21 protein-coding genes and 1 riboswitch are annotated in these 22,650 nt (G+C 56.2%); of the genes, 2 read left to right on the top strand and 19 right to left on the bottom strand.

Annotated features, from left to right (window positions below; genetic code table 11):
* Nucleotide 1: 1 nt before the first annotated feature.
* Nucleotides 2-1,216 (bottom strand): CCA tRNA nucleotidyltransferase, encoded by a 1,215-nt coding sequence (locus tag FD34_RS07780; protein WP_057808263.1) that lies wholly within the window; start codon nt 1,214-1,216, stop codon nt 2-4.
* 121 nt (nt 1,217-1,337) lie between these two features.
* On the opposite strand from FD34_RS07780, the gene FD34_RS07775 reads away from it, so the two are divergent.
* Nucleotides 1,338-2,165, top strand: coding sequence for a site-specific integrase (locus FD34_RS07775; RefSeq protein ID WP_057808262.1), 828 nt, complete (start codon nt 1,338-1,340; stop codon nt 2,163-2,165).
* A 45-nt stretch (nt 2,166-2,210) separates the two neighbouring features.
* On the opposite strand, the gene FD34_RS07770 is transcribed toward FD34_RS07775, so the two are convergent.
* The 17 genes from FD34_RS07770 to dnaE all read right to left on the bottom strand — a co-directional run bounded on the left by FD34_RS07770 (nt 2,211) and on the right by dnaE (nt 20,990).
* On the bottom strand, nt 2,211-3,473 hold the full coding sequence (locus tag FD34_RS07770) for a tetratricopeptide repeat protein (protein ID WP_057808261.1): 1,263 nt from the start codon (nt 3,471-3,473) through the stop codon (nt 2,211-2,213).
* A 112-nt stretch (nt 3,474-3,585) separates the two neighbouring features.
* A complete protein-coding gene (locus FD34_RS07765; RefSeq protein ID WP_057808260.1) occupies nt 3,586-3,861 on the bottom strand; it encodes an HU family DNA-binding protein in 276 nt (91 codons plus the stop codon).
* Nucleotides 3,862-4,057: 196 nt separating this feature from the next.
* Nucleotides 4,058-5,371 (bottom strand): ribosome biogenesis GTPase Der, encoded by a 1,314-nt coding sequence (gene der / locus FD34_RS07760; RefSeq protein ID WP_057808259.1) that lies wholly within the window; start codon nt 5,369-5,371, stop codon nt 4,058-4,060.
* Between the two features lie 81 nt (nt 5,372-5,452).
* Nucleotides 5,453-6,688, bottom strand: a complete 1,236-nt coding sequence (rpsA, locus tag FD34_RS07755) for a 30S ribosomal protein S1 (RefSeq protein ID WP_057808258.1) — start codon at nt 6,686-6,688, stop codon at nt 5,453-5,455.
* Nucleotides 6,689-6,760: 72 nt separating this feature from the next.
* Nucleotides 6,761-7,447: a (d)CMP kinase gene (gene cmk, locus FD34_RS07750; RefSeq protein ID WP_057808257.1), complete on the bottom strand. Its 687-nt coding sequence runs from the start codon at nt 7,445-7,447 to the stop codon at nt 6,761-6,763.
* Nucleotides 7,448-7,467: 20 nt separating this feature from the next.
* Nucleotides 7,468-8,034, bottom strand: a complete 567-nt coding sequence (locus FD34_RS07745; protein WP_057808256.1) for an SAG1386/EF1546 family surface-associated protein — start codon at nt 8,032-8,034, stop codon at nt 7,468-7,470.
* Nucleotides 8,035-8,111: 77 nt separating this feature from the next.
* Entirely contained in the window at nt 8,112-9,560 is a 1,449-nt protein-coding gene (locus FD34_RS07740; protein ID WP_057808255.1) for a RecQ family ATP-dependent DNA helicase, read from the bottom strand.
* Complete coding sequence (locus tag FD34_RS07735) at nt 9,553-10,596, bottom strand: helix-turn-helix domain-containing protein (protein WP_057808254.1); 1,044 nt, start codon at nt 10,594-10,596, stop codon at nt 9,553-9,555. Before FD34_RS07735 ends, FD34_RS07740 begins: the two co-directional genes overlap by 8 nt.
* Nucleotides 10,597-10,774: 178 nt before the next feature.
* Nucleotides 10,775-11,353, bottom strand: a complete 579-nt coding sequence (locus FD34_RS07730) for an ECF transporter S component (RefSeq protein ID WP_057808253.1) — start codon at nt 11,351-11,353, stop codon at nt 10,775-10,777.
* Nucleotides 11,354-11,463: 110 nt separating this feature from the next.
* Nucleotides 11,464-11,583, bottom strand: a riboswitch (FMN riboswitch).
* Nucleotides 11,584-11,709: 126 nt separating this feature from the next.
* Entirely contained in the window at nt 11,710-12,426 is a 717-nt protein-coding gene (locus tag FD34_RS07725; protein ID WP_057808252.1) for a pseudouridine synthase, read from the bottom strand.
* Nucleotides 12,426-13,025 carry an SMC-Scp complex subunit ScpB gene (scpB, locus tag FD34_RS07720; RefSeq protein ID WP_057808251.1) on the bottom strand — a complete coding sequence of 200 codons (600 nt, stop codon included), beginning with the start codon at nt 13,023-13,025 and terminating at the stop codon, nt 12,426-12,428. The genes FD34_RS07725 and scpB overlap by 1 nt, the downstream gene beginning before the upstream one ends.
* Nucleotides 12,991-13,785, bottom strand: coding sequence for a segregation and condensation protein A (locus tag FD34_RS07715; RefSeq protein ID WP_057808250.1), 795 nt, complete (start codon nt 13,783-13,785; stop codon nt 12,991-12,993). The genes scpB and FD34_RS07715 overlap by 35 nt, the downstream gene beginning before the upstream one ends.
* Complete coding sequence (locus FD34_RS07710; protein ID WP_057808249.1) at nt 13,778-14,134, bottom strand: hypothetical protein; 357 nt, start codon at nt 14,132-14,134, stop codon at nt 13,778-13,780. Before FD34_RS07710 ends, FD34_RS07715 begins: the two co-directional genes overlap by 8 nt.
* 17 nt (nt 14,135-14,151) lie before the next feature.
* Nucleotides 14,152-15,042 carry a tyrosine-type recombinase/integrase gene (locus FD34_RS07705; RefSeq protein WP_057808248.1) on the bottom strand — a complete coding sequence of 297 codons (891 nt, stop codon included), beginning with the start codon at nt 15,040-15,042 and terminating at the stop codon, nt 14,152-14,154.
* Complete coding sequence (locus tag FD34_RS07700; RefSeq protein ID WP_057808247.1) at nt 15,042-15,923, bottom strand: CvfB family protein; 882 nt, start codon at nt 15,921-15,923, stop codon at nt 15,042-15,044. The genes FD34_RS07705 and FD34_RS07700 overlap by 1 nt, the downstream gene beginning before the upstream one ends.
* Nucleotides 15,924-16,060: 137 nt before the next feature.
* The gene (gene pyk / locus FD34_RS07695; protein ID WP_057808246.1) at nt 16,061-17,482 is read right to left on the bottom strand and encodes a pyruvate kinase; all 1,422 of its coding nucleotides are present in this window, start codon (nt 17,480-17,482) and stop codon (nt 16,061-16,063) included.
* 169 nt (nt 17,483-17,651) lie between these two features.
* A complete protein-coding gene (gene dnaE, locus FD34_RS07690) occupies nt 17,652-20,990 on the bottom strand; it encodes a DNA polymerase III subunit alpha (RefSeq protein ID WP_057808245.1) in 3,339 nt (1,112 codons plus the stop codon).
* Between the two features lie 144 nt (nt 20,991-21,134).
* Here dnaE and FD34_RS07685 point away from each other — a divergent pair, with 144 nt between their 5' ends.
* Nucleotides 21,135-21,338 carry a YjzD family protein gene (locus FD34_RS07685; RefSeq protein ID WP_057808244.1) on the top strand — a complete coding sequence of 68 codons (204 nt, stop codon included), beginning with the start codon at nt 21,135-21,137 and terminating at the stop codon, nt 21,336-21,338.
* Between the two features lie 64 nt (nt 21,339-21,402).
* On the opposite strand, the gene pepT is transcribed toward FD34_RS07685, so the two are convergent.
* Nucleotides 21,403-22,650: a peptidase T gene (gene pepT / locus FD34_RS07680; protein WP_057808243.1), complete on the bottom strand. Its 1,248-nt coding sequence runs from the start codon at nt 22,648-22,650 to the stop codon at nt 21,403-21,405.

Raw genomic sequence — 22,650 nt, 5'->3', positions numbered from 1 at the left:
TTTACCCCTTTTCTTCTGCAAGTGTCCGGGCCGCCGTCAGGAGGGTGTCACGGTTGTTAGCCAGTCGCCCTTCGACCACGGCCGTCGTCAGGTCGTTTAAGATCCGGCCCAGCTGGGGACCGGGCTTAATCCCCCCGTCGGCCATCAAGCTCCGCCCATCGACGGTCAATTCATTGCTGCTCTTAATCGGTAGGGTCTGGTAGCGCTTCTCAAGCACTGGATCCTCCTCGGCCCAGCCGTAAAGTTTAGCCACCTGGTTGGCATCGTGGAGGGCGTCCCAACCACCGGCAAACATCGCCATGGCATCCAGGGATTTGTCCCGTAGTCCGGCCACCAGTGGGATAATCCGTTTGACTTGCCGAATTAGGTCATTGGAAGTCTTCCAGCGCTTGAGAAAGCCAGCCACCTGCTTATTCGATAAGCCCAGCTGGAAGCAGAGCATTGCCCATGCCTGCTGGGTATTTTCCAGCTGCCAGTTGTTCAAAACCAAAAGCTGGCTCAGGGCTGCCTCTTGGTCGACCAGACCGGGGCAGTAACGGTATAGGCCGGTATCAATGAAGTCCTTCAGCCCGCTGACCGGCCGCTGGCCCAGCAACAGCTTCTCAAATTCTACCTGGATCCGTTCCACCGCGATCTTACTCAGGAGGGGAGCATTCTCCCGGATCCCGGCCAGGGTTGGCTGGTCGATCACGAAGTCCAGCTTACTGGCGAAGCGGACCGCCCGCATCATCCGTAGGGCATCCTCGTGGAAGCGCTCGTTGGGGTCACCGACCGCCCGGATCAGGTGGCGGGCCAGGTCGGCCAGGCCATCGAAGAGGTCGATCACCTCCCCATTCTCACGCAGGGCCAGGGCGTTGATCGTAAAGTCACGGCGCTTGAGGTCCTCGGCCAGGGAGCGGACAAAGGTCACCGAATCAGGACGCCGGTAATCCTGGTAGCCCGACTCGGTCCGGAAGGTCGTCGTCTCGTAACCGGTACCGTGGTCTAAGATCATTACCGTGCCGTGTTCAATCCCGGTATCGACGGTCCGCTTGAAGATCGCCTTTATCTCACTGGGATAGGCGCTGGTCGCGATGTCGATGTCGTGAATCGGGTCGCCCAGGATGGTGTCGCGGACGCACCCCCCGACAAAGTAGGCTTCAAAGCCCGCCTGCTCAATCTTTTGCAGGACGGGGCGGGCCGGCGCAAAGATTGCCGGCAGCTTGTCAATTTTCATTTTATCAAGTCCTTCTGTTCGTCTGTTATTGATTATAACAAATCGTTTTTCGTTGTGAAATGTGGTTTTGGTGGTATAGTTAAAGTAAATTACAACTGTCAAGGAAGGAGTGCATTGACAAATGAACTATCCCTACCAAAAACAATTCCAGGAGTTCCTCCGTAACCAGAAGAAACTGGCCCCGCTGACCGTTCACACCTACAACAGTACCCTGACCAACTTCTTCAACTACCTGCTGGCCAACCGCCCCGCCTTCGCCCGTGATCCACGGCTGGCCAACCTCACCGAGAGCGACGTCCGCGCCTACTTCAACACCCTGCGTACCCAGCAGGGCATCACCATGGGGACCTACAACAAGATCCTCTCCCAGCTCAACCGCTACTTTCGCTACCTCTTCACCCACCAGTTGATCACCACCTACCCGACGTTGACCCTGCACGGCCAGGCGGTTGACCCTGGCCAGCGGATTTCGACCAAGTGGCTGGCAAAACTAGATGCGATCCTTCAGGACGACCACGTCCACTACTACACCCGGCTGACCCTCCTGCTGGTCAAGCACGGTTTCACGGTCGGCGAATTTCTCCAGCCCGGCTTCTACCGGGTGTTCGACCAGGTCATGATCACTGACCCGATTGAGCGGGAATTTCTCCGGCGGTACCGGGACTTCATCGCCCCCCGTCAGGCCCTGCAGAATTCCGGCGACCTCTTTCTCAAGCAGCGCTACCAGCCGGACGCACCCCAGCTGACCAACGCCGGCCTCCACAAGTACCTGCGCGCTGACCAGGACTACCTGGGCTTTCACCTCGCGCCCAAGTACCTCCACCAGGGTTACATCCTCACCCAACTGGCTGCCCACCGTGACCTGAGTGACGGGGAGCTAATGGACCGCCTAAAGCTCGATCCGGCCTCCCTCCTCTACTACCAGCACCTCCTCCTCAAGCTTAACTAAAAAAGCATCGGCAATTCATTGACTGTCGATGCTTTTAATTTGGTCTTAATATTCCTCGTACTCGTCCAGGAGGTCCTGCATCGCCGCGTCAGTTGGCACCAGGGTTAGGTAACGATGAAGTTCACTCACGAGGTCACCGGTATCACCCACCTCCCGATCGAAGTCGATTTTCTCCTTCAGGAAGGTTGGATCATCCTGGTAGCTCGGTGCCGCCGCCCGGAAGTACTTGCTGGCCAGGTCCAACTGTTCAATCCGCTGGTAGGAACGGGCCAGGTTCCAGTAGACCTGGGGATCAACCTCGTCGTTCTTGATCAGTGGCGTAAGGAGCTTGATGTTGGCAGCATCGTCATGCTGGTGGAGGAGGAAGTTACTGTACTGGAGGATAATGGTCAGGTTATCCGGATCCAGCTCGTGGGCCCGGTTGAGGTACTTCGCCATCAGCTGGTGGTTACCGAGGTGGCTGACGATCTCGGCCGCCTGGGCATAGAGCTGCTCGTTGTACTGATCGACTGCCAGCCCCTCCTGGATCGCCCGTAGTGCCTGGGGGTAGTTGCGTTGCCTACTATAAGCCTGGGCCAGGGCCGGGTAGGCGGAGGCGTACTGGTCATCATCGCCAATCAAGTCCGTGAGCGTCTTGATTGCGTCATCCAATTGGCCGAGGTGGAGCTGGGTCAACCCGGTCTGGAAGCGGATATCGCTAGTCCGGTAGGCCGGCTTGACCTGCTTAAGGTAGCCCAGGGCCTGCTTGAACTGTCCGCTTTGGGCATAACACATCCCCAGCCGACCGGCGATGTCGACCTTGGCAAAGTCGGTGTAGCCGTTCTTGATCAGGCGGAAATAGTAGTCGATCGCGTCGTCAAAGCGGCTGACCAGGAAGTAAAATTCGGCCAGGGCAAACTGGACAGCCGGCTCATCGGGGGCCAGTTGTTCGGCCTCCCTTAGCTTCTGTTCGGTGATTTCAAACTCCTCCTCAGTCTGGTAGAGGTCCGCCGCCACCAGCAGGGACTCCAGGTAGGCCGGGGAGTCGGGTTGCACCTGAGCCAGGTAAGAGAGGGCCTCGTCGTTGTGCCCCTCATCGATAGCGATCGTCGCCAGGTTGGTCCGCAGCTCATCCTCATCCGGGTAGCGGTCGAGCAGGGTCAGGTAGACACGGCGGGTCTGACGGAGAAAGCCCAACCCGTACAACTCCTCGGCAAGGCTAAATAGCATGTCATCACTGTCGTTAGCCAGGGCCTGGCGGAAGGTCCCCTTAGCCGCCGTCAGCTCCCCCTTCTCCAACTGGTCAAGCATTTGTTCTGAATATGTCAATTATGGTCGCTCCTCTTCGTTAACTTGTTTTTAGAATAGCAGAGATTAGGCTAAAAATAAAACGAGAAGACCAGCTGGGCTAGCCTTCCCGTTTTTAGTATAAGACTGTTAATTACTTAACAGCATCCTTCAAAGCTTTACCAGGCTTGAATGCTGGTACCTTGCTTGCAGGGATTTGGATTTCTTTTCCAGTTTGTGGGTTACGGCCCTTACGTGCAGCACGTTGACGTACTTCGAAGTTACCGAAGCCGATCAGTTGAACCTTTTCACCCTTAGCCAAAGATGCTTGGATGGAACTGAAGACAGCGTCAACAGCAGCCGTAGCATCCTTCTTAGTCAAGCCAGTTGCGGCAGCAACGTTACTTACTAATTCTGCTTTGTTTGCCATTTGATTTCACCTCCCACAAATCAACGCTATTGAGATAACGTCAATGAATGTTAATTTTGAGTGGTCCAAAATTAACGAAACAATTACGAGGAGTTCGCATCATTTCAATGTTAAGGTTAGCATAGTGAAACCCTACTGGCAAGCGCTTTTCTCCAATTTTTAAGGCTTTTTTTAGGGATTCAAAAGCCGAAAATTTTTACTGCCGTTGACGTTTGATCAGGTGGATCGGGGTCCCACTGAAATCGAAGGCCAACCGGATCTGGTTCTCCAGGTAACGCTGGTAGGAGAAGTGCATCAGCTCAGGATCGTTGACAAAGATCACGAAGGTCGGCGGGGCCGTGGCCACCTGGGTTCCATAGTAAACCCGCAGCCGCTTGCCATTGGTCGTCGGCGTTGGGTTGGCGGCGATGGCGTCCATCAAGACGTTATTGAGAACCGATGACTGGACCCGGCGCTTGTGGTGGGCGTTGACCTCCTCAATCAGGTCCGGCAACTGGTTGAGCCGCTGTTTGGTCTTAGCAGAGACGAAGATGATCGGTGCGTAGCTCAGATACTGGAACTCGTGGCGGGTCAGGTTGGTAAAGTCGGTCATCGTCCGGTGGTCCTTCTCCTTTAGGGTGTCCCACTTGTTAACGACGATGATCACCCCACAACCGGCCTCGTGGGCGTAACCAGCAATGTGCTTGTCGATCTCCCGAATCCCTTCCTCGGCATTGAGGACGACGCAGACCACGTCACTATCGTCAATGGCCCGCATGGCCCGCATCAGGGCATAGCGCTCAGTGTTCTCGTAGATCTTGCCCTTCTTACGGATTCCGGCGGTGTCGACCATTGTGAACTCCTGCCCATCCTTCGTTGTGAAGCTGGTGTTGATGGCGTCCCGGGTGGTTCCCGCAACGTTGGAAACAATCACCCGGTTCTGACCAAGGATGGCGTTGACCAGGGAGGACTTACCGACGTTTGGCCGTCCGATGAAGGAGAAGTGAATGCTGTCGTCCTCATCATTGGCGACATTGTCCGGGAAGCGGTGGATCACCGCATCCAGCAGGTCCCCCATCCCGACCCCGTGGACACTAGAAACCGGGTATGGTTCGCCCAGTCCCAGTGAGTAGAAGTCATAGATGTCACTACGCCGCTCCGGGTTATCGACCTTGTTGACCGCCAGGACCACCGGCTTATCCGACCGGTAGAGAATCCGGGCCACCTGCTCGTCGGCATCAGTGACCCCGTTTTCGATATCAACAACGAAGATGATCACGTCGGCCTCATCAATGGCGACCTCAGCCTGCTCCCGAATCTGGGTCAGCAGGGGCTGGTCAGAGAGTTCGATCCCCCCGGTATCAATCAGGTTAAAGTGCTTGCCCAGCCATTCACCGTGGGCATAGATCCGGTCACGAGTAACACCCGGCGTATCCTCAACAATCGAGATTCGTTCCCCCGCGATCCGGTTAAAAAGGGTTGACTTGCCGACATTCGGCCGGCCAACCACTGCAACAACAGGATTTTCCATAATATTCACCCCTTTGAATAAAAGAAAGGCTGGGAAGAAATACCTTTCTTCTCAGCCTTCCCGAATGCAACTTAATCGTAATTAGTTATTACGTAAGTCCTTCAGCTTGTCACCAATCAGGTCACCCATGGAGAAGCCTGTTTCTTCTTCAGGGGCATTGTTCATGGCGTTGCGGTTGTTGTTCCGGCGTGAACGACGGCCACCACGACGGTTGTCGTTATCCTCACCCTTTGGACGCTCTTCAAGAGCCTTCATGGATAAGCCTAAACGTTGCCGTTCTGGGTCGACGTTTAAGACCTTAACCTTGACTTCTTGACCTGGCTTCAGCACGTCAGCTGGCGTAGCGATGTGCTTATGGGAGATTTGGGAAATGTGAACCAAACCTTCAACACCAGGGAATACCTCAACGAAGGCACCAAAGCTGGTCAGACGCTTAACCGTCCCGGTCAGAACAGAGCCAGCTGGGGCCTTTTCTTCGATGTCATCCCATGGTCCAGGAAGCGTTTGCTTGATGGAAAGGGAGATCCGTTCACGGTCAGGGTCGACGCTCAGTACCTTAACCTTAACGTCTTGGCCGGCAGACAGAACATCTGAAGGCTTGTCAACGTGGTCGTAGGAAATTTCGGAAACGTGAACCAGGCCATCAACACCACCAAGGTCGATGAAGGCACCGAAGTTGGTCATCCGTGCAACCTTACCTTCAACAACGTCACCTGGTTGTAATTCGGCAAAGATCTTCTCGGCAGCCTTTTCGTGTTCAGCCTTGACAATTTCCTTGTGGGAAAGAATCAAACGGTTTTCACTTGGTTCGATTTCGATGATCTTGAATTCAAGTTCTTGGCCCTTGAATTGATTCAGATCTTCAACGTAGTGATCAGTGATCATTGAAGCAGGGACAAAGCCACGTACTCCAGCATCAACAACTAAACCACCCTTAACTGCTTGGGTAACCTTAGCAGTGATGGTTTCACCATCATCGAACTTCTTTTGAATGTCATCCCATACCTTACGGGCTTCAAGACGACGGTGAGAAAGTAAGTAACTACCATTTTCCTTATCGCTACCGATCTTGGAGATGACAACTAAGTCTAATTCGTCACCTACTTTAACTGCATCATTGATGTCTTCAACTGGCTTGGTTGATAATTCCTTAGCAGGGACGACACCTTCAACCCCTGCATCTTTGATACCAACGATAGCTTGACGATCGTCATCGATTGCCAAAACTTCACCCTTGACAACATCACCCACCTTTACGGTTTCAATGCTATCGAGTGCCTTTAACATATCGTTGTTCTTTTCATTGTTTTCAGCCATTAAAAAAAATCCTCCTTGCAACAATCAACTCTAGAAACTATTCTACTAAAAAACGTTTAGTATTTCCAGTATTTAATGTAATTGTTCCTGAGTTTTTTTGATAATCTTGCTAATCTCGTCTACCACCTGGTCGATCGACAACTTGGTGGTGTCCAGGCGAATGGCATCAGGTGCCTGGGTCAAAGGAGAAACTGCCCGGGTTGAATCCTTCTTGTCCCGGAGTTCAATCTCCTTTTGCAGGTCCTCCAGGGAGGCCGTAGCAATCCCCTTAGCCTGGTTTTCGACGTACCGCCGCCGGGCCCGTTCGTGAGCCGTGGCCACCATGAAGATCTTCACCGGGGCATCAGGCAGGACGGTAGTTCCAATATCACGACCATCCATCACGATCCCCCCAGCTGCCGCAATCTCACGCTGCTGGCGGGTCATCTCGGTACGGACCGCCGGAATGGCCGCCACCGTGGAGACGTTACTGTCGATCTCCCCCTGACGGATATCCTGGGTGACCTCCATGCCGTCTAAGTAGACCCGTTGTTCGGGCTCGCCAGGCTTAAAGCCGATCTTGATCTGGCGGGCAAGCTGGATAATCTGGTCGGTGGCATCCATCGCTAGGCCGTGACGCAGGGCTGCCAGGGTGACTACCCGATACATCGCCCCCGTGTCACAGTATACATAATTGAAACGCTTGGCCACCAGTTTAGCAACCGTACTCTTCCCCGCTGAAGCCGGGCCGTCGATAGCCACTTGGATCCCCTTTGTCATAATTGATATTCACTCCAAATCTATTTTACTCGTAGTTGCTGACCAGGATGAATTGGCGTCCTGATCGTCATGTTATTCAGCCGGGCCAGTTCCTGAGCCGATATCCCGTTGCGGGCGGCAATCCGGTAAACACTCTCACCGTGTTGAACAGTCACGTAGCGCTGCTGGCTACTACTGGTCGGCGCGCTGGTGCTAGATTCGCTACTGGATGCACTGCTCGTCGTGCTAGACGCCGCGGTTGATGAGCTACTGCTTACAGACGAACTTTTCCGCCGGTGTTTTTTAGCAGAGGTTGTGGACCGTTGTGAAGCTTTTTTTTTACTACTCACGGACGAAGCGGCCTGCTGCTCGGTACGCAACGGGTGGTTGAACGATTGCTTATTGTTGACCCAGTAGATCACCGGGGCCGCGGCCAGGATGATGATCAACACAATCAGGACCGTCGTGATCATCGAGTTGTGTGAACGCTGACGGCGGTGTTCCGTACGTGACAGGTGACCCTCGCTATCTAAATCTTCGTTGTCCGCGAAGGTCTTGTCCCACAATTCATCACGCTCTTGGCGTGTCTCTTCATGATGCTCACTCACTAAACAAACCTCCTTCACGATAAAATTTTAACGTCTTTGATTGTAGCGCACGTCTTCACGTCTTGTCTAGCACCGAGTTATTGATTATTCCCCTGGTTAAAAAGCTGGCGGAGACGAAGGTGCCAATCCCCCTGCTGACATACGACCGGATGCGGTGCTGACTTCATGGTGAGCTCCCCTGCCCACTGCGGCTGGTCAACATCACAGCACGGTGGTGGAAAATCGGCCGCCTCCTCCCCAAAGTAGTCGAGCAAAAAGCGCCGCCGGCAGGTTGCTAGGCCGGTATAGTCCACCACCCTCTGCAGGCTGATGGCCAACTGCCGCTGACGCTTTCGAAAGGCCGTCACAATCTGGGCGGGCTGGTAGCCATGGTCCAGGTAGAAGGTAAACAGCTCCTGGTCATCACCGAGAACACTGGGGCGCAACTGGTGGTGCTGGACCTGGGTCAGGAGGTCGGCACTGGGGAGGTTGATCGTGGTCAGCTGACTGGCCAGGCCCTCATCACCAGGTGCATAGAGGAGAACGGCCACACTCTGCTGACCATCACGACCGGCCCGACCAATCTCTTGCATGTAGCTCTCCAGGTTGGCCGGGAGATGATAGTGGATGACGTAGCGAATATCATTCTTATCCACCCCCATCCCGAAGGCGCTCGTTGCACAGACCAACTGAAGCCGGTTGTTCATGAACTGTTGCTGGATCTTGAAGCGGTCAACCGCTGCCATCCCGGCATGGTACGGGGCCACCGCCAGGCCGGTCTGCTCAGCAAGCCAATCCGCCATCTGACTGGCCAGCTTACGGCTAGCAAAGTAGATGATTCCCGGGGCAGGAAGGCTGGTCACCAGCTGGCAGAGGCGGTCGTTCTTGGCGGCCTGATCGGCAACCCGGTCCACGGCCAGGAAGATGTTGGGCCGGTTGACCGACCGGATTACCTGATGAACGCGATCCCGGTCCAGGCCCAGTTTATTGAGGATGTCGCGCCGGACCCGCGGAGTGGCCGTGGCCGTCAGCATCAGCAGGCGTGGCGACCCGAGGGCTTGGCGGGCCCGTTTTAATAGGAGGTACTCAGGGCGAAAATCCGGGCCCCACTGCGAGACACAGTGGGCCTCATCGACCACCAGCATGCTTGGTTGGATCCGGCGCAGGGCCGCCAAGATGGCTGGGGTGGCCAGGATCTCCGGTGAGGCAAAGATGAAACGAAAGCTGCCCAGTGAGTTAAGAACCTGGTCGCGGGCCGGGCCCTGGAGTTGGCTGCTCAGCATCACCACCCGCTTCTCACCACGCTGGCGCAGGCGGTCAACCTGATCCTGCATCAGGGAGATCAGCGGGGACACGATGACCACCCCGTGCGGCAACAGGTAGGCCGGCAGCTGGTAGAGCAGCGATTTCCCGGCCCCGGTCGGCAGGACCGTCAGGGTATCATGCCCCGCCAATAGGGATTCGATGGTTTCCTGCTGGCCGTCGCGAAAGTGCTGGTAGCCGAAGCGTTCGCGCAGCAGGCGGTGTAGTTGTTCATCCTTATTCATGTGCTTCCCTCCCCTGGTAAATCTGAAAGAGCCGGTAATCAAAGAAGGCCGCCCCGTCGTCATCCGCCTGTGACTGAAAGTGCCAGGTCGTGACATCGGGGTCTGGATAGCGCTTGACCAGGGCTGCTCGCTTGCGCGCTGGCAGGAGTTGGTCCCAGTCCAGCTGGGCCGGGCAAAGGATGGCCACCTCCAACAGGTGTTCACGGACCGTACTCAGCTTCAGGTGTCGCTGGGCCGCAATCTGGGTCAGACTGTGTCCGTGCTGGTAGAGGTTAAGGGTCTGGACCGCACTCTTTGACAGGGGGCCCTCGTTAAGCAGGGGGGCCAGGAGGTCGTGAAGGGGTCCGGGAACGTGTTGACAATAAGCGGCCACCCCCAGGAGGAGGTCGTGACTGAGGACCAGCATATCCGCCGGTGCCATTCCCAACTGCTTGCCGAGCTGGGCGTTGGTCCACGCCGGCAGGTCATGCCCAACCAGGCCGTCAGTCAGAACCGTCGCCAGACGTGGATCGGCCCCCGCTAAACCGGTTGTCAGCTGGGTAAGATCCCGGTAGACCGTCGCCGCTAGTTGGTCCCGATTTGCCCGGGCAAACCACTGTTTGACTGCCAGGAGGTGCCCATAGCCGACGGTCACCGGGGCATAGCGGACGTTATGGTAGGCAAGCTCCGAGACCACCTGCATCCCCAAGAGGAGCCGCTGACCGAGCTGATTGGTGTTGGCCAGCCAGTACCAGTCCAAAAAATGTGGTTGGTATTGATGGTCACGGTCTTCCTCCTGACGCTGGACCCCCGCGACCGTCAGCCGTGCCTGCTGTTGGTCATCGACGACCAACAGGCCCTGAGCCACCAGTTCGTCAATCGTCGTATCGTATTCACGACGGGTCAGGCTGCGATTTGCTCCCAGCCATTGCAAAAGACCGTACTGCTGTCCCCAGAACAGGTTGGCCACCGTCCGCCGGTTCACCAGCAGGTTCTCAATTACCCGGACGCGCCGGGGTTGGTGATAAGAAAAGAAGCGTAGTATGTAAGAATTCATGATCAAAACCTCATTTTCCATTCTCTCACTAGATATAAACGGAAACAAACCCTAAATACGCGAAAAGCGGCTGGTGAGAAAGATGAGATTTCTTACCAGCCACGATTAGTTTTCAGAATATTATAATGCAGTTACGTGAAACCCAATAGGCTAGCTTCTCGGCCTCGTCTATTTCCGGTTAATAGCGATGGGCCGCCAACCACGGTTTCAGCTGGCTGGCGATGATGGCGAAGACCCCCGTCACCAGCAGGCCCTTGATGATGTTAAAGGGCAAGACCCCGACGGCCACCAACTGGGCCACCGGCAGGGTTGACTTCCAGTTCCAGACGGCCATGTAGAGCGGCGTCAAAACCCACAGGTTGAGCAGGGACATGACTAGCGTCAGGACCACCGTGGCGACGATGATGCCAACCAGCAGTTGTTTCTTCTGGGACCACTGGGGACGTTTGCGCCAGATCAGGCAAAACGGGAGCAGGATCGCCAGTGACGAGATGAAGTCACTAGTAATCCCGATCAGTTCCCCGACCGAAAATCCCCGCACCATCCCGTGAATCAGACACTTGATCACGGCGATCAGAATCCCCCCAGCGGGTCCGTAGATATAGCCACCGATCAGGACCGGAACGTCTGAAAAATCAATTTTCAGATAGGACGCCATCGGAATGATGGGAAACTCAAATAACATCAAGATAAAGGCCAACGCGCTCAGGCAGGCAATCCCCACTAAGCGCTGAATTCGTAAATGCGACACCGTCATAATAACAACCTCCATTGAGATTGTCTTCAGTGGGCCCCGGTCATGAAAAAAGCGCTACCAACATAATACCTGTCAGTAGCGCCTATCATAATTAGGGTTAACGTACGTAGAAGCTTCTTCTATATACCAGACTATACTGTCGGCTCCAGGATTCAACTGGATCAACCACGTGACGTGGGTTGCGGGCTTGCACCGCCGGTCGGGAATTTCACCGCGCCTTGAAGACAACTTTTTTATAATTTACGCTCTTATTATAGCGGCTTCCCTGCGTCACGTCAACATTCTTAGCCCCTCAGCCTCCTGGGCAATGCCACGTTTTCTGCACTTTCCACCATTTTTGCTCTATTTCTGCTATATCACAGCTGTTTCAGCTTGGTAACCTCCGTAGGCCGCAGCTCCCGAAACTCCCCGGACTGGAGGCCCTGAAGGTTGAGAAAGCCGTACGTCTCCCGGTGTAGTTTAAGTACGGGGTGGCCAACCGCCTCAAACATCCGCTTGACCTGGTGGTAGCGCCCCTCATGAATCGTCAGCTGGACCAGACTGGTCTGCTGGTGACGGTCAACCTCCTTGAGCCGGGTTTTGGCTGGCTTAGTCTTACGACCGTCGATTCGCACCCCCAAGCGGAGGCGTTTTAGTTCATCGTTGGTGACAATGCCCTTGACCTTGGCCACGTAGGTTTTAGCCACCTCGAAACGGGGGTGCATCAACTTGTTGGCCAGGGCCCCGTCGTTCGTCAACAGGAGGATTCCGGTGGTGTCATAGTCCAGCCGGCCCACCGGGTAGATCCGTTCCTCCACCTCGTCTTCGTGGAGAATATCGACCACCGTCTTACGGCCCTTGTCATCATGGGCACTGGAGATCACACCCCGCGGCTTATTCAGCAGGTAGTAGACGTGGGGCTCACGGTTAATTGGCACCCCATCAACTTCGACCTTATCGCGGTGGCCAACCTTGGTACCCAGGGCGGTAACCGTCTCACCATTGACCTGAACCCGGCCGGCAGCAATCAGCTTCTCCGAGGCCCGCCGCGAGGCCACCCCGGCCGCGGCCATTACTTTTTGTATTCTCTCCATTATTCTTTTCCTCCTTGCTTACGTGACTGGAATGCCGACAGGAAGAGGTCTCCACTCAGATCGGCCGTATCGACGTCAGCCCCCTCCGGCAACGGTGGCAGGTCATCCAGCGACGATAAGCCAAAGTAGTCCAAAAAGCTCTCCGTCGTGACGTAGCGAAACGGCCGCCCGGGAGCATCTAGCCGGCCGTGGGTATCCACCAGCCCACGTGCCATCAGTTTCTGCAGTGAGCCCGAGCTTTGTACCCCCCGGATCTCGTCGATCTCCAGCCTGGTGATCGGTTGCCGGTAAGCAACAATGGCCAGTACCTCCAGGAGGGCGTTGGTCAGTGGCACCGTCAGTGGGATCTCAAAGTACTGCTTGATCACCGGGGCCAGTGATGGCTTGGTGGCCAAGCGGTATGTCTGGCCACTGTGGAGCACCACCAGGGCACAGTCAGGATCACCAGCGTAGCGGGCCGCAAGCTTGTCCAGCATCGCGGTGATGGCCGGTTTCATGAAGCCGGTGATCTTAGCGAGGTCACCGACCGTGATCCCCTCGTCACCGCTGATGAACAGCAGGCCCTCAATCTGGGCGATATTCGTTGTTTCGGTAGTCATCACTCTTCAGTCCTTCTCTGATAATTATTGGTGCAAACAGTCCCGCCTGTTCAATGTGAACCGCCTGGTGCTTGGCCAGCTCCAGGATGGCGAGGAAGGTGGTCACCAGTTCGTCCTTCGTCACCGCTGTGGTCAGCAGGTCGACGAAGCGCTGGGGGCCAGTCACGACCCGGTCAAAGACGGTCCGCATCTGCCGGCCAACGCTGACCCGCTCGGCCGCCACGGTCTCCACGACCGGTTGGGTGAAGCGGTGGCGCTTGAGAACCTGGTTAAAGGCCGCCTGGAGCTGGTCTAGGCTTACTCCGGGAGCTACCTGTTCACCCACCAGGTTACGGGGAACCCGCATTGCCGGCCGGGTGTATTCCTGCTGGCGAAAGCTCTCCTTGTCCTTGAGCCGGTCGGCCGCCTGCTTATAGCGCTGGTACTCGATCAGCTGATCCACCAATTCCTGACGCGGGTCAACCGGCTCTTCTTCAGGTTCTTCCTCGTCGATGGGTGGGGTCTGGGGCAAGAGGAGCTGGCTCTTGATCCGCATCAGGGTCGAGGCCATCACGAAGTACTCGCCGGCAATTTCCAGGCGGTGGGCCCGCATCTGGTGGAGATAGTCCATGTACTGGCTGGTGATGGTGGCAATCTTAATATCATAGATGTCCATCTTGGCCTCCCGGATCAGGTGCAAGAGGAGGTCGAGGGGACCCTCAAAGTCACCAAGCTTCAGGGTCGGCTGCTGACGGGTAGGATGGATGTGCTGCTCACTCATTGGCCTTCCCCCAACTCGTGATCAGTGGCTGCGTGTCCAGGGTCCCCATCAGCCGCCGGTCAGGATACTGCTCATGAATGGCGGTCAGGAGGGCGTAAACATTATGGCCCGACCGCTCGCTCGGGGTAAAGGAGAGCCGGCGGAGGAGAACGTAATCGTCTCCCACCTTCAGGATAACCACCGCAATGAAGTGGTTATCCTCCTGGTCCTTCCAGAGGTAGACCGAATCCCCCGCCGTAAGTGCCCAGTTGAGCTCGTCATTAAAGCGCTGCTCATCCCGAAGCTCAGGGAGCAGGGAAAGCAACCCCATCGCGATCTTCTGATAGTCTTTTCGGTAGTGTACTAGCATGTTACTCCCTTCTTCATCTAGGCCCGCGGGTGATACTTCTCATAGGTCCGGGTCAAATCCTGGGGGGTGACCTTCAGGTAGGGGCGCAGCATCCGCAGCTCGGTGTAGCCCAGCATCTCCTGGACCACCTGACCGCTAGCCCCCCGTGATAACATCTGGACCGCCAGGGTGTAGCGGAAGGTCTGCGGGGCGACCGGCTTGGTGATTCCCGCCGCCTGGACCCACTGCTTGAAGTTCTTCCAGATCCCCTGCCGGCTCAACGGTCGACCGTGAGCATTGAGAAAGACCGCCGACTGCTTGCCATCAACTAATTCCGGCCGGACCGACTTTAGGTAGCACCGCAGCCAGTGCACCGCCGGCCGACTCAGGGGCACCATCCGCTCGTGCTGACCACTGCCCTGAAGCTGGGCAAACCTGATGTCGAGGTGGAGGGCGGCCAACGGTAACGTTGCCAACTCGGTCACCCGCATTCCGGTGGCGTCAAGCAGCTCCAGGATGGCCCGGTCACGGATCCCCAATGGCGTCGTCGTATTGGGAACCGCCAGAAGACGCTCAACCTCATCCTCATCCAGAACCACCGGTGGTTGGGTCGTCGGGCCCGCTGGCCGGTGGTCAATCGTCTCCATCGGGTTGACCTGCAGGTACTGCCGACGGACCAGGTAGCGGAAGAACTGACGGAGGCTGGAAATCAGCCGGTTGATGGTCGCCACCGACTTCCCCCCTTCCTGTTGGGCCGTCAGGAAATCAAGCACGGCATAGCGGTCAACTCCCTGCCAGTCCGTGATCCCCTGACGTTCGAAAAAGGCCGCCGCCCGCACCAGATCCCGCCGGTAGCTGGCGCAGGTGTTCACCGCCAGTCCCCGCTCATCTCTGAGCACCGCAACAAAGGCCGTTATCTCATCCGTCATTAGTGATCATTCTTCTCTAGGAGGATCAGCTGGCCATCCTCCTCCTTAACCAGCCCCCGCTTGAGCAGGTGGCCAACCGCCCGCTTGAACTGGCCCTTGCTAATCCCAAAAGTCGACCGGATCAGTTGGGGATCGCTCTTGTCGGTGTAGGGCAGGCGGTGATGCAAGTCCTGGCCCAGCATTGCCAATAGCATCTGGGCGTCCTCGCCGATGGCCTGGTAAGCCCGGGGCTTGAGTGAGAGGTTGAGGCTGTTGTGTGACGAGATCCCGATCACCCGGGTCTTGACCCGTTGACCCAACCGCGGCTCCTGGTCCCGTTCGCTAGGGTGAATGAAGCCCAGCTGGTAACCGTCCGTCAAGACGTGGGTCCCGTTGATCTTCAACCGGTAGACGGTCGCGTAAGTATCCCGGTTCTGCAGGCGTGGTGACAGCGCGGTTGAAATGGTGTTGAAGATCGCGTCGTCGGCCAGCTTGCCCCAGATCCGGTTCTTATCATCCACCGTCAGGGCGATCATCAGCCGATCTCCCGGTTGCGGCCAGAGCTGCTTAGGCTCCGGCAGGTCATCGAGGGAAACCACGATGTCCTTGTTTGGCAGCCCGATGTCAACAAATACCCCCAGGTCGCGCCGAACGCCGACCACCGTCCCAAAGTCGTAGTGGTCTACCTGGACCGTTGGGATGTGCTGACAGGTCATCTGCAGCTGGTGGTCTTCATTTTCATAGACAAAGCCCCGAACCTGACCACCGATATGCAGGAACTGGGGACTCTCCGCCTTAAGCAGGCGGTATGTCTGGCCATTTCTGGCCGGCTGTACAAAATAATAGTCGTCGTTCTCGTCGATCATCACCGCCGAAACGACCCTTCCTAATGCCGAGTTCATTTTCTTCCCCCACTTGTCTCTTCTGATTTGCGTACTAGAACCATTTTACACGGCAAACCGGCCTTTGGCCAGCTTCCAGGCAAACAAAAAGAGCACGACTGAAATCGCACTCTTCTTAAGTTTAATGTTAATAACGATTAGTCAATCGTCTTAACCCGCATCAGGTTAGTGGCACCTGGGACACCCAGAGGAACACCAGCCACGATGATGATCTTGTCACCCTTCTTAGCGAAGCCGAGTTCAACCGCCTTTTCGGCAGCCAGGTCAAACATCTTGTCGGTATCCTTCATTTCAGTAACAACGTAAGGTTGAACACCCCAGTTGATCATGAGGCCCCGTTCTACCCGTTCGTTTGGCGTCAGGGCAACGATGTCGGCGTTTGGACGGTACTTAGAAATCATCTTAGCAGTGTAGCCAGAAGCAGTGTAGGCCACGATGGTGTGGATGTCTAAGTCCTTGGCAGCGTTGGCAACGGCAGAACCGATCGTTTCGGTAACGTCGGACTTGTCCCAATCGAAGGTTTCAGTACCGAATTCCCAAAGGTGGTTTTCAGCCTTGATGTCGATGGCGTTCATCATGGCAACGGACTTAACTGGGTAGTCACCGTTGGCACTTTCACCAGACAGCATCGTTGCGTCGGTCCCATCAAAGACGGCGTTGGCAACGTCAGATACTTCGGCACGGGTTGGGCGTGGGTTTTCTTGCATGGAGTCCAGCATTTGGGTAGCAGTGATAACTGGCTTACCTAATTCGTTGCACCGCTTGATCATGTGCTTTTGAACGATCGGCACATTTTCAGCTGGAATTTCAACACCCATGTCACCACGAGGAACCATCAGACCATCGGAAACTTCAATGATTTCTTCGAAGTTGTCGATACCTTCTTGAGATTCAATCTTAGGGAAGATTTGAACGTCTTCCATGTTCTTTTCCTTGAGGAGTTCACGAATGTCAAGAACGTCTTGGGCCTTCCGAGCGAATGAAGCAGAGATGTAGTTGATCTTGTTGTCAAGACCGAAGCGAATGTCACTGCTGTCCTTTTCCGTGATCCCTGGCAGGTTGATGGAAACACCTGGGGCGTTAACACCCTTGCGTGAGCCAAGAACACCGTGGTTCAGAACGTGGCAAACCAGTTCCTTGTTTGCTTCGTCCTTTTCGTCAATCAGCATGTCAATCAGACCATCGTCAAAGAGAACGTGGCCACCAACATGCGTGTCGTCGTACAGGCCTGGGTAGGTAACGGCGATCTTGTCGTGGGTACCTTCTAATGAAGCATCCATGGAAATACGAACCTTGTCACCAATGTTGTATTCGATCTTACCGTCCTTTTGAACAGTAGTCCGAATTTCAGCACCCTTAGTATCAAGCATGATACCAACGTGCTTACCAGTGATTTCTTCGGCCTTCTTAACGTTTTGCATCCGGCCCAAGTGTTCTGGGTGGTCACCGTGTGAGAAGTTGAAGCGGAAAATGTTTGCACCCGCTTGGATCAGCTTAACGATCGTATCAACATCAGTACTTGCAGGACCAAGGGTACTTACAATCTTGGTTTTCTTCATAAATGAATCTCTCCTTTTACATTTATGCATCAACTGCGGTCTGCCAATTGCATCCCTCATTTGCACACTTGTATAATAGCACTTTTCAAAATCACTGTCTTTAATTTTTGTGCAGAAATTATCAAGAAACCGCTACCACTGTAAAATTATTCAGAATTCTCATCTGACTTTAATTTTTCAGGGTCTGCAGAACCACGTTACCGTCCCCGAACAACTGCTTCAAGGCGGCCCCGGTCGTGGACTTTCGATCCAGCCACTTGCTTTGCGGTTGGCGGTGCCTGGCACCCGTTTCGGGATAATAGAGCAGGACCGGGATATTGCCGTGGTGGGCATGCATCAGTTCGTTTAAGGCCACCATCGTTTGTCGATTGGCCCGGTCGGGGAAGACCCGGATCACCCAGCGTTGGTTAGGCGCCAACTGTCCCTGCAGGGTTCGGGCATCCTGAATCCGGTCGGCCAAAAGCTGGGTCCCCCGCCCGGCACGGACCTCAACCCGACCGCGGATCACCAGGACCTGGTTATCGACCAGCAAGTCGGCAAAGCGCTGGTACTGCTTGGGGAAGACGGTCACGTCGATGGTCCCGGTCTGATCGGACCCGGAAACAAAGGCCATTGGGCGGTGGTCCCGTTTGGTGTAGATCGTCTTAACGTGGTTGACGAAGAGGAGGATGGTTGCCTCCTTCCCCGGCTGCAGGCGGTCAATCGTCTGAGTACGCAGGGCCGTTGCCAGCCGCCGGTACTGGCCAACCGGGTGCCCGGACAGGTAGACACCTAGGTACTCGTTCTCCTTCAATAGGCGGGTCGTCAGGGGAAACTCTGCGCGCCTGGTGATCGTTGACTGGAGACTGGGGTCGTCCTGGAAGCTGCTGAGGAGCTGGTCGATCCCGGAGACCAGCTCTGGCAGGGCGGCAATCATCTCCGCCCGGTTGTAACCAAGCTGGTCAAATGCCCCGGCATAGATCAGGGGTTCGATCAGTTCCGGCTTCTTCCAGCGATCGTCCAGGCGGTTGACAAAGTCACGGAGGTCCTGATAGGGGCGCTTAGTCCGTTCCTCGATGATGGCAGCGATAAAGTCACGCCGGACCCCCTTGATGTCGGCCAGGCCAAAGTAGATCCGCCCATCGTGGAGGGTGAAGGATTCCACACTGACGTTAATCCGCGGTCCCGAAACAGTCACGCCAAGCTTACGGGCGTTGGCGACGTGCTGACGAAGCTTGGTCAGGTTGGTCTCCGCCCCCATCAAGGCCGTGTAGAAGGCGTTGGGGTAATGACACTTCAGGTAGGCCAGCTGGAAAGCCAGCATCGAGTAGGCAACCGCGTGCGACCGGTTGAAGCCGTAGTTGGCAAACTGGTCGATGTAGTCGAAGACCTGCTGGGCCCGCTGACTGGTGAAACCGTTGGCGACCGCCCCGGCGAGGAACTTATCCCGCATTCCGGCCATCACGTTGGCCTTCTTCTTGCTCATCGCCCGCCGGAGCAGGTCGGCCTCGCCTAGGGTGAAGCCGGCCATTGCCGACGCCAGCTGCATAACCTGTTCCTGGTAGACCAGGATGCCGTAGGTTGGGCCGAGAATCGCGTGCAGGGCCGGGTCGGGAATCGCGTACTCCTCCTGACCGTGCTTCCGGGCAATGAAGTGGCTGATGTTTTCCAGTGGGCCCGGCCGGTAGAGGGCGTTGACGGCGATGATGTCCTCAAATTGATCGGGATGGAGGCTGACTAAGACGTTGCGGATCCCGCTCGACTCGAACTGGAAGACGCCGTCGGTCTGCCCCCGTTGGAAGAGCTGGAGGGTCGCCGGATCCTCATAGGAAATCTGTCCCAGGTCAAAGTCCGGGTGATCCTGGTGTACCAGCTGAAGGGTGTGGGCCAGGATTGAGAGGTTCTTCAGGCCCAAGAAGTCCATCTTCAATAGCCCCAGGGCCTCAACCGTTCCCTTGGTGAACTGGGCCATCAGCAGTCCCTCGCCCCCATCCTGGAGGGGGACGATCTCATGGAGGGGCTGCTCGGACAGGACGACCCCCGCCGCGTGGGTCGAGTAGTGCCGGGGCAGGCCCTCGAGTTTCTGGGCCACCGTCATCAGCAGTTTAGCATCCTGGTGGTCATCAATGAAGTTGCGGAGGCGCTGGGAATCACGCAAGGCACTGGCCAGGGTCAGGCTATGACTGGCCGGCAGGGTACTCAGCAGTTCGTTGACGTCGTAGCGTGGCCAATTGAAGACCCGGCTGACGTCACGGAGGACCTGCTTAGCCCCCAGGGTGCCAAAGGTGATGATCTGGCCAACGTGTTGGTGGCCATACTTATCGTGGACGTATTGGAGGACCTCCCCCCGCCGGTTATCCGGGATATCCAGGTCAATGTCGGGCATCTGGGCCCGTTCCGGGTTAAGGAAGCGTTCAAAGAGCAGGTGGTAGGCCAAGGGATCCACCTCGGTAATCGCCAGAGCATAGGCGACCAGTGAGCCGGCCGCGGACCCCCGTCCCGGGTCGGTTGTAATGTGCTGTCGGTGGGTAAAGTTCATGACGTCCCAGACAATCAGGAAGTAGTCGTCAAAGCCCATCTGGTGGATCACGCTGAGCTCGTGGTCAAGCCGGGCCTGGTAATCCTGCTTAGAAAGTCCCTGGGCAACCGGTCGCTTGGCCAGTCCCCGTTCACAGAGGGCCCGCAGGAAGTCCTTGGAACTCTGAGAGTCCGGGGTGACAAAGTGCGGCAGGACCGGGGCCTTGAACTCCAGCTCAACGTTACATTGGTCAGCCAGGCGGGCCGTTTGTGCCGCGGCCTGGCCCAACCCCGCCACAGAATAGGCCGCAACTTCTTGATTGGCAGTCCGCAGGTAATGCGCCCCCCGTTCCCGGGCCTGGGCGGCGACGTTTTCAAGCTGGCCACCGGACCGGATCGCCTGCAGCACCTTCGTGGCAAACTGGTCGGTCGGGTCCAGGTACTCTACCGGTCGACTGCCCACCAGCGCCAGTCCCTGACTAGACGTCAGGTCCCTAAGGGTTTCCCGGTGAACCGCATCCAGGTCCGGGTTGACCCCGATCAAGAGGCCATCAGGGTCAGTCAGCTCCGCAAGCCGGGCCAGAAACTTTGCCGGCTGGAGGGCCGGCGTAAACATGCCAGTCTGCGGGGGAACGATGACGAAGAGGTCACCCAGCAGGTCGGCAACCTGGTCAACGGTCAATGGCAGCTGGTCATGCGGCGTCGTCTGGTGACGAGTGGAGAGGTCCATCAGGTGCCGATAGCCCTGGCGGTTGCGGGCCAGGAAGGTCACCATCAGGCTGGCTCCCGTCTCCGTCCCCAGGGCCAGGCGCATCTTCATCCCCAGCAGTGGCTTGATTCCCGCTTCTCGCGCGGCATTATAAAAATCGACCACCCCGTAGAGGATGTTCTCATCGGTCAGGGCCAGAGCCGTGTACCCCCGCTCCTTAGCCGCCTTTACCAGGTCCGGGATTCGGATGGGACCCTGCAACAGGCTGAATGAACTCTGCACATCAAGTGGCGTAAAAGCCAAGACACTCTCCTCCTTTCACATCTAGGTTGATTATACCAAATCTGGGCGGACCGGCCGCAGTGAAACACTTAAATTGGTTTACCCCTTTCCCGTCCTCCTTCCTTTGTGCTAAAATTAAGGAGTTATAAAGAGGGGATGACTTACATGAACGTATTATCACGGAACATCATGGCCGGGATCTGGGCACTGATCCTCGGTGAGGTTTTAGCCTACATCACCGGTCAGCTCGAAGGCATGACACCTGACTACACGATGGTTGGGATCCTGGCCGTTGTCATGGCCCTGATCGCTGTCAATGCAGTGACGGCCATCACCGAGAGTGCCAACCCAGCTAAGGACAATAAGTAATCGAATTTCATTAGTAACGCAAAAAGGATCAGCGATTGGTTTCGCTGATCCTTTTCTTGTTCAATTACTTATTTTCTTCAACGTTCAGCCGGTTGATCTCCAGGAGGGTGTCTAAGGCCCTTTCCATCGTCTGGAGGGAAACATACTCGAAACGGCTATGCATGTTTTCGCCCCCAGCAAAGAGGTTCGGTGTCGGCAACCCCATGTAAGAGATCGTCGACCCGTCCGTACCACCCCGGACCGGGTAGATGTCGGGCTTGATCCCCAGGTTTTCCATGGCCTGCTTGGCGATCTTCACCACATCCATGTGATCCTTCAAGGCATCCTTCAGGTTGTAGTACTGGTCGTAGAGCTTCATTGTGACCCGCTCTTCCCCCAGTTCGTCGTTGAGGCCGGCCACAACCCGCTCCAACAGGTGTTTGCGTTCGGTGAAGGTCTGCTTGTCGTGGTCCCGGATCAGGTAAACCATCTCGGCATGATCCACCGTCCCATCAAACTTGTAGAGGTGGAAGAAGCCCTGCCGGCCATCCGTTCGTTCTGCCCGTTCGTGGGCTGGCAAGCTGTTGTGGAGGTCGATCGCTACCTGGATGGCATTGACCATTGTCCCCTTGGCGACCCCGGTGTGGACATCGTTCCCCTTGATTGCAATCTCCGCCTGAGAAGCATTGAAGGTCTCGTACTCGAGCTCACCGAGGGGGCCACCGTCAACCGTGTAGGCAAAGTCGGCGCCAAAGTCCACCACGTCAAAGTGGTCCGCCCCGGTCCCAATCTCCTCGTCGGGACCCAGGCCGATCTTGATCTGGCCATGCTTGATCTCCGGATGTTTCATCAGATAGGCGGCCATCGTCACGATCTCAGCCACTCCAGACTTATCATCGGCACCGAGCAGGGTTGTCCCGTCAGTGGTGATCAGGGTGTCGCCCGCGTACTTCTTCAAAGACGGGAAATCTGCCGGGTCGAGCTGGTACTCACCGTCACCGAGTTTGATAACGGCGTGCCCATCGTAGTCTTCAACAATTTGGGGACTGACGTTGTGGGCGTTGAAGTCCGCCGTGTCAACGTGAGCGATCAGGCCGATCGTCGGGACCGGGTAATCAATGTTGCTCGGAATCGTGGCCATCAGGTAGGAACTCTGCTGGTTGATGTGGACATCATCCAGGCCAATCTCCTTCAATTCCCCTGCCAGTTCATTTAAGAACGCCATCTCCTTGGGGTCGGACGGCACCGTATCGGACGCTGGGTTCGACCGGGTCTCGGTCTTGACGTACTTCAAGAATCGGGATAATAAACCATCATACTTTTCATTCACCAT

The organism is Limosilactobacillus pontis DSM 8475 (genome assembly GCF_001435345.1).
In the GTDB taxonomy this organism is placed as follows: Bacteria; Bacillota; Bacilli; order Lactobacillales; family Lactobacillaceae; genus Limosilactobacillus; species Limosilactobacillus pontis.
Note: the sequence above shows the minus strand (reverse complement) of the source record. Positions and strands in the feature narration are given on the sequence as shown.